Raw genomic sequence first — 6,270 nt, forward strand, 5'->3', positions numbered from 1 at the left:
AAGAAGCAAGGCAGCAGCGGCTTTCATGCCGCCCAACAAAAAGCCCGCATCGCGCGGGCTTTTTTGTGTCCGGGATTTCCCTGAGATCAGACGTCGAAGAACGCCGTCTCGTCGGCGCCCTGCATGCGGATGTCGAAGCGGTACGTGATGGCGCCGCCCTGCTCGGTGCGCTGCGCAACCAGCGTATGGCGGCGTTCGGCCGGCACACTGTTCAGCACAGCGTCTTTCGCGTTGGCTTCGGCTTCGTCGCTGAAGTACACGCGCGTGAACGCATGCAGCAGCAGGCCGCGCATCAGCACGATCAAATTGATGTGCGGTGCTTCGCCGGGTGTTGCGGCGGCGGGCTTGACGGTGTGGAACACGAAGCGGTTCTGCGCGTCGGTGCCGGTGCCGACGCGGCCGAAGGCACGAAAGCCCAGCGCGCGGGCCTCGTCGGGCGTTTGCGGATAGCGGCCTTCGCCGTCGGGCTGGCTGATCTCGACCATGGCGTCGTTGATCGCGTTGCCGTCGCCGTCGATCACGCGGCCTTCCAGGCGAATGCGCTGGCCGGTGGTGTTGTCCAGGGCCAGCACGGCATCGAAGGGCTGGTTGAAGTCGTAGCCGTACTGCGTGGCCGTGAGGCCGTATGCGAAGTAGGGGCCCACGGTCTGGGAAGGGGTCTGGCCGAAGTCGGCTTCCTGTGCGCTCATCAACATGGTGTGTCTCTCCTGGCTTGCTCAGCGGTTCTCGAACGGCGTTTCATCGGCGCCGCGAAGCACCATGTCGAACTGGTAGCCCAGCGCGTAGCCCTCTTCGGTGATGTCGAGGCTGAAGTCGGCAATCAGCCGGTTGCGGTAGCGCTCGGGCGTGCCGGTGACCATCGGGTCGTACTGCAGCAGGGGGTCGCCGGGGAAGTACATCTGCGTGACCAGGCGGCTGGCAAAGCTCTGGCCGAACAGCGATAGATGGATGTGCTGCGGGCGCCATGCGTTCGGGTGATTGCCCCATGGGTAGGCGCCCGGCTTGATGGTGAGAAAGCGGTAGCGGCCTTCGCTGTCGGTCAGGCAGCGGCCCGCGCCCAGGAAGTTGGGGTCGAGCGGCGCATCGTGCTGGTCGACCTTGTGCACGTAGCGGCCCGAGGCATTGGCCTGCCACAGCTCGACCAGCGTGTTGGCCACCGGGCGGCGGCGCTCGTCGAGCACCTGGCCGGTGAGGATCATGCGCTCGCCCAGCGGCTCGCCGTTCTTGCGTGCGTTGCGCGTGAGGTCGTGGTCGAGCTCGCCGATGCTGTCGTGGCCGTACACCGGCTGCTGCAGCTCGCCGAGCGAGGCCTTCAGCGGAATCAGCGGCTTCAGCGGGCCGCGCTTGGCGGTCGACTTGTAGCCGGAATAAACGTAGCTGGGGTGGGCTTCCCAGTCGCGAGGGGTGAGGGTGGGGTTCGACATGTTCGTTGTCTCCTGTCGTGGGGGCGAATCCTGAAGCCTGAACTCTAGAAGCGCCATCCGATGATGTAAATTGAAGATTGTTCCAGTTTCAATAACCAGAAGGCATTGAAAACCTCCGCCGATCTTCGACAGGATTTTGTGCGCAACGTGCAGTTGCGGCACCTGCGCTGCTTCGTCGCCGTGGCGCAGGAGCGGCATCTGGCGCGCGCGGCCGAGCGGCTGGCGCTGAGCCAGCCGGCGGTGTCCAAGACGCTCTCCGAGCTGGAGGCCATCGTCGGCACGCGGCTGGTCGAGCGCAGCAAAGAGGGCCGACGCGGCGTGCAGGGGCTCACGCCGGCCGGCGAGCAATTGCTGGCGCATGCGCTGCGCGTGCTCGAGGCGCTCGATGCCAGCGCGCAGGCGGTGGCGCCGGCGTCGGGTGGGCGCATCGAGCGCCTGCGCATCGGCGCGTTGCCGAGCGCGGCGCCGGCCCTGTTGCCGGCAGCGCTGGCGCGGCTGCGCGACGGCTGGCCTTCGGTGCAGATCATGGTCAAGAGCGCCGCCAACGCCGCGCTGCTCGACGAGTTGCGCGCCGGCGAGCTCGACCTGGTGGTGGGCCGCATGAGCGATCCGCGCCTGATGGGCGGCCTGAGCTTCGAGCTGCTGCACACCGAGCCGCTGGTGTTCGCCGTGCGTGCCGGCCACCCGCTCGCGCTGAAGGCGGTGTCGGTGCAGGCGGTGCTGGCCTATCCGCTGGTGGTGTACGGCGAGGGCACGAGCCCGCGCCACAACACCGAGAGTTTTCTGTCGGCGCGCGGCCTGGTGCTGCCGACCCACGCGCTGCAGACGCTCGACGTGGCGGTGGCGCGCGCGCTGGTGGCGGTGTCCGATGCGGTGTGGATCACGCCGCTCGGCGCTGCGCGCGGCGAGCTGGCGGACGGCCGGCTGGTGCGGCTGCGCATCGACACGGCGGGAACCGAGGAGCCGGTCGGCCTGCTGCAGCGCAGCGATGCCGAGCCCTCGGCCTTGCGTGCCGCCATGGCCGCGCTGCTGCGCGAGGCCGCGAAGCAGCAGGGCGCGTTGCCGCCAAGAAGAAAACCTGGAAAACCCCGGGGCAGCGCCTAGCCAGCCAGTCAGTCTTTCGTGGCCCTGCGCTGCACACAGGCCACGTAGCCTTCGCCGTCCGGCGGGCGGCCCGCGCGCTGGCTCTCCCACATCATCTGGCCCAGGCAATCCATGGCCTCGTGGTGCGCGTGCAGCAGCGAGCCGCGGCGCGCCGCCAGCAACTCGACCGCCTGCCGGATGCCGCGCGGCTGGTCGATCGAGCATTGCTCGCTGATCGACAGGTGCATCGACAGATGAAGGAACGGGTTCTCGCGGCCGTTCGAGCCGTCATAGACCCGCGCCACCGCGGCGTCGGCATCGGCCAGGTCCTCGTGGTACTCGGGGTGTTCGTCGATCCATCCGGCGGCGATGGTCTCGAGCGCTTCCATCGGCAAGCCCTGGCGGTGCTTGGCGAACACGTCGCAGAAGAAGCGGCGCACATCTTCCTGGGAGGGATTGAACATATATAGAGAGCAAAGAAAAGAGGTGGAGAAAGCGGAGGGAAGCGGCGGCTTGCGAGGCTGCTGAACGTGTCGGGCGTTCCGGGTACATCGCGTTACTTCGTAACGTAACGAATCGCGAAATGACCTTCTTACCAGCTGTTTCGACACTCGCTCGAAGCGCCGTTTTCAAGAAAATTTTCCATGTAAATCAACAGGTTGCATCGCTTGCAGCCGGTCTGGCACAGAGCTTCGGAAAAGCGGCACGCAAGTTGCCCCTGTAAAGGCATCTTTTGTCACAGAGGCTGCCATGACCGCTCAACAAGCATCGACCAATTCGACCGAAGGACTTGCCGCCGCTGGCGCTGCTCCCGTGGTCATCGCCCAGGCCACCGTCACTCCGCTCGGCGCTCCCGCCGTGATGAGTTCGTCGGCACCTGCCGCAGCCGCTGGCCCCGCCAGCATCGGCACATTATCGAATGCGACGCCCGGCGTCGCGGTGATGCGCGACGGTGTCCGCATTCCCGTCGATGGCAATCAGACGCTGGTTGCCGGCGACCGCGTGATCGTTCCGCAAGACGGCCATGCCAACGTGCTCTTCCCCGGCTCGGCTTCCAACAAGGCGCCGCTGGCCGGCGTCTTCACTGGCGGCACCGATGCGACCATCGGCTCGACCAAGCTGCCGGGCGGCCTCGAACAAGTGAATGTGGATGTCGCCTCGGGCGACCTGCAAGTGACCCCGCCGGACAGCGATGCAGACGCAGCCGCGCTGGCAGTGACCAAGAAGCTCGCTGCCGGCAGCGGCATCGGCCTGGGCGAATTCGCACTGGGCGCACTCGGCGCCGCGGCACTGGGCGCGGCCCTCAGCGGTGGTGGCGGCGGCGGTGATGGCGTTCCGCTGTTCGTCGGTGGCAACCCCGTGCCCACGCCGCCGGTCGATAGCGATGCGGACGCCGATTCCGACGCCGACTCCGATGCGGATGCCGACGGCGATGCCGACTCCGATGCGGATTCCGACGCGGACGCGGATGCCGATGCGGACGCCGATGCGGATGCTGACGCAGATGCCGATGCGGACTCCGATGCCGACGCTGACGCGGACTCCGATGCTGACGCGGATGCCGACTCCGATGCCGACGCCGACGCCGATTCGGACTCCGATGCCGATGCTGACGCGGACTCCGATGCGGACGCGGATGCCGACTCCGATGCGGACGCCGACGCGGATGCGGACGCCGATGCAGACGCGGATGCCGACTCGGACGCGGACGCGGACGCGGATGCCGACGGTGACCATCTTCTCGATCCGGGCGACGGCCTCGTCGGCCACGTGGTCGATGGCCTCAGCGGCGCGCTGGGCCTGGGCGGTGCGCTCACGCCGGTGACCCAACTGGTCGATGGCGTGACCGACGTCGTCGACGACGTGCTGGCACCGCTGCTCGGCGAAACCTTCAAGCCGAACAACCCCAACGAGTTCGACCCCATCGACAACACCGTCGGCAGCGTGACCCACCTGCTGGGCGGCGCGCTGAGCCCGGCACTCGACGGCCTGCTCGGCGCCGGTGCCACCACCGCGATCCTCGGCTCCGTGCTGGGCCAGGTCGACTACCTGACCGACGCGTTGCACAACGGCCTGGAGAACCTCATCGGCGACCACGGCATCGTCAGCGGCCTGACCGGTGCCCTGGGCCTCGGCGGCGTGACCGACCAGCTGCTGGGCAAGGACGGCGTTCTCGGCGACGTGCTGGGCAATGTGCTCGGCGAAGGCAGCCTGGTGGCGGGCCTCCTGAGCGACCACGGCCTGGTCGGTGGCCTGCTCGGCGAGGACGGCCTCGTGGGTGGCCTGCTGGGTGACGACGGTGCCCTCGGCGGTCTGCTGGGCAACCTGCTGGGCGACAACGGCCTGGTCGGCGGCCTGCTGGGCGCCGACGGCGCACTGGGCGGCCTGACGGGCGGCCTGCTGGGTGAAGAAGGCCTGCTCGGTGGCCTGCTGGGTGATGACGGTGCCCTCGGCGGCCTGCTCGGCGGTGATGGCTTGGTGGGTGGCCTGCTCGGCGGCGACGGCGGCCTGGCGAACCTGCTGGGCAGCGACGGCCTCACCGGCGCGTTGCTGGGCCACGGCGGCGTGGTCGATAGCCTGCTCGGCGAACACGGCGTGATCGGTGGCCTGATCACCGACAGCCCGCTGGGTGGCCTGCTCGGTGGCGAAGGCGGCTTGCTCGGCGGTGCCCTGGGTGGCCTGCTCGGCGACAACGGAATTGTCGGTGGCCTGCTGGGTGACGACGGTCTGCTGGGCGGCCTGCTCAGCAACGACGGCCTCCTGGGCGGCTTGCTCGGCGACAACGGCCTGGTGGGTGGACTGCTGGGCGGCGATGGCCTGCTCGGCGGCCTGCTGGGCGACGACGGTTTGGTGGGTGGCCTGCTCGGTGGCGACGGCCTGCTGGGTGGCGTGCTCGGAGATGACGGCCTGGTCGGCGGCCTGCTGGGCGGCGACGGACTCGTGGGCGGCCTGCTCGGTGACGACGGCCTGCTCGGTGGCGTGCTGGGCAGCGATGGCCTGCTGGGCGGCGTGCTCGGCGGCGATGGCCTCGGCGGAGGCTTGCTCGGACCGGACGGCCTGGTGGGCGGCCTGTTGGGCAACGACGGCCTGGTCGGTGGCCTGCTGGGTGACGACGGCCTCCTGGGTGGCCTGCTCGGCGGTGTGTTGGGCGGCATCGGTGGCGGCAGCCCCGGCGCACCGGGCACCGCGCTGCTCGACCCGGTCGACAGCATCGTCGGCGGCCTGGCCAACGGCCTGAACCACGGCCTTCTGGGCGACCTCGGCCTGGGCAATGTGCTGGCCCCGGTGGCCGGCCTCACCGACAGCCTGACCGACACGGTCGATGGCCTGCTGGCTCCGGTGCTGGGCAGCACCTTCACGCCGAACAGCCCCAACATCCTCGACCCGGTCGATGGCGTGGTCGACCAGGTGACGGACGGCGTGGGCGGCCTGCTCAGCCCGCTGACCGACCAGCTGCTCGGCACCGGCACCACGAACGCGCTGCTGAACGCAGTCGATACGCAAGTGGACTTCCTCACCGACGGCGTGGCCAACCTGCTGAACGGCGGCGGCCTGCTGGGTGGCGTGCTCGGCGGTGACGGTGGTCTCCTCGGCGGCGTGCTGGGCGACGACGGCCTGCTGGGCGGCTTGCTCGGCGGTGACGGCGGTCTCCTCGGTGGCGTGTTGGGTGAAGGCGGCCTGTTGGGCGGTGTGCTCGGCGGTGACGGCGGCCTCCTCGGCGGCGTGCTGGGTGACGACGGTTTGCTGGGCGGCTTGCTCGGCG

General features: G+C 69.1%; 4 protein-coding genes and 1 pseudogene. 2 read left to right on the forward strand and 3 right to left on the reverse strand.

Going from position 1 to position 6,270, the window contains the following annotated elements:
- Nucleotides 1-86: 86 nt before the first annotated feature.
- Nucleotides 87-695, reverse strand: a complete 609-nt coding sequence (pcaG, locus tag DBV14_RS07725; RefSeq protein WP_124458607.1) for a protocatechuate 3,4-dioxygenase subunit alpha — start codon at nucleotides 693-695, stop codon at nucleotides 87-89.
- 21 nt (nucleotides 696-716) lie between these two features.
- Entirely contained in the window at nucleotides 717-1,424 is a 708-nt protein-coding gene (gene pcaH / locus DBV14_RS07730) for a protocatechuate 3,4-dioxygenase subunit beta (RefSeq protein ID WP_124458608.1), read from the reverse strand.
- A 105-nt stretch (nucleotides 1,425-1,529) separates the two neighbouring features.
- On the opposite strand from pcaH, the gene DBV14_RS07735 reads away from it, so the two are divergent.
- On the forward strand, nucleotides 1,530-2,528 hold the full coding sequence (locus DBV14_RS07735; RefSeq protein WP_124458609.1) for a LysR substrate-binding domain-containing protein: 999 nt from the start codon (nucleotides 1,530-1,532) through the stop codon (nucleotides 2,526-2,528).
- An 8-nt stretch (nucleotides 2,529-2,536) separates the two neighbouring features.
- On the opposite strand, the gene DBV14_RS07740 is transcribed toward DBV14_RS07735, so the two are convergent.
- Entirely contained in the window at nucleotides 2,537-2,971 is a 435-nt protein-coding gene (locus tag DBV14_RS07740) for a DUF1841 family protein (RefSeq protein ID WP_124458610.1), read from the reverse strand.
- Nucleotides 2,972-3,257: 286 nt separating this feature from the next.
- Between DBV14_RS07740 and DBV14_RS07745 the strand changes: the two are divergent.
- A pseudogene (locus tag DBV14_RS07745) lies at nucleotides 3,258-6,270 on the forward strand (hypothetical protein); the annotation flags it as partial.

Source organism: Variovorax sp. KBW07 (genome assembly GCF_003852515.1).
In the GTDB taxonomy this organism is placed as follows: Bacteria; Pseudomonadota; Gammaproteobacteria; order Burkholderiales; family Burkholderiaceae_C; genus Variovorax.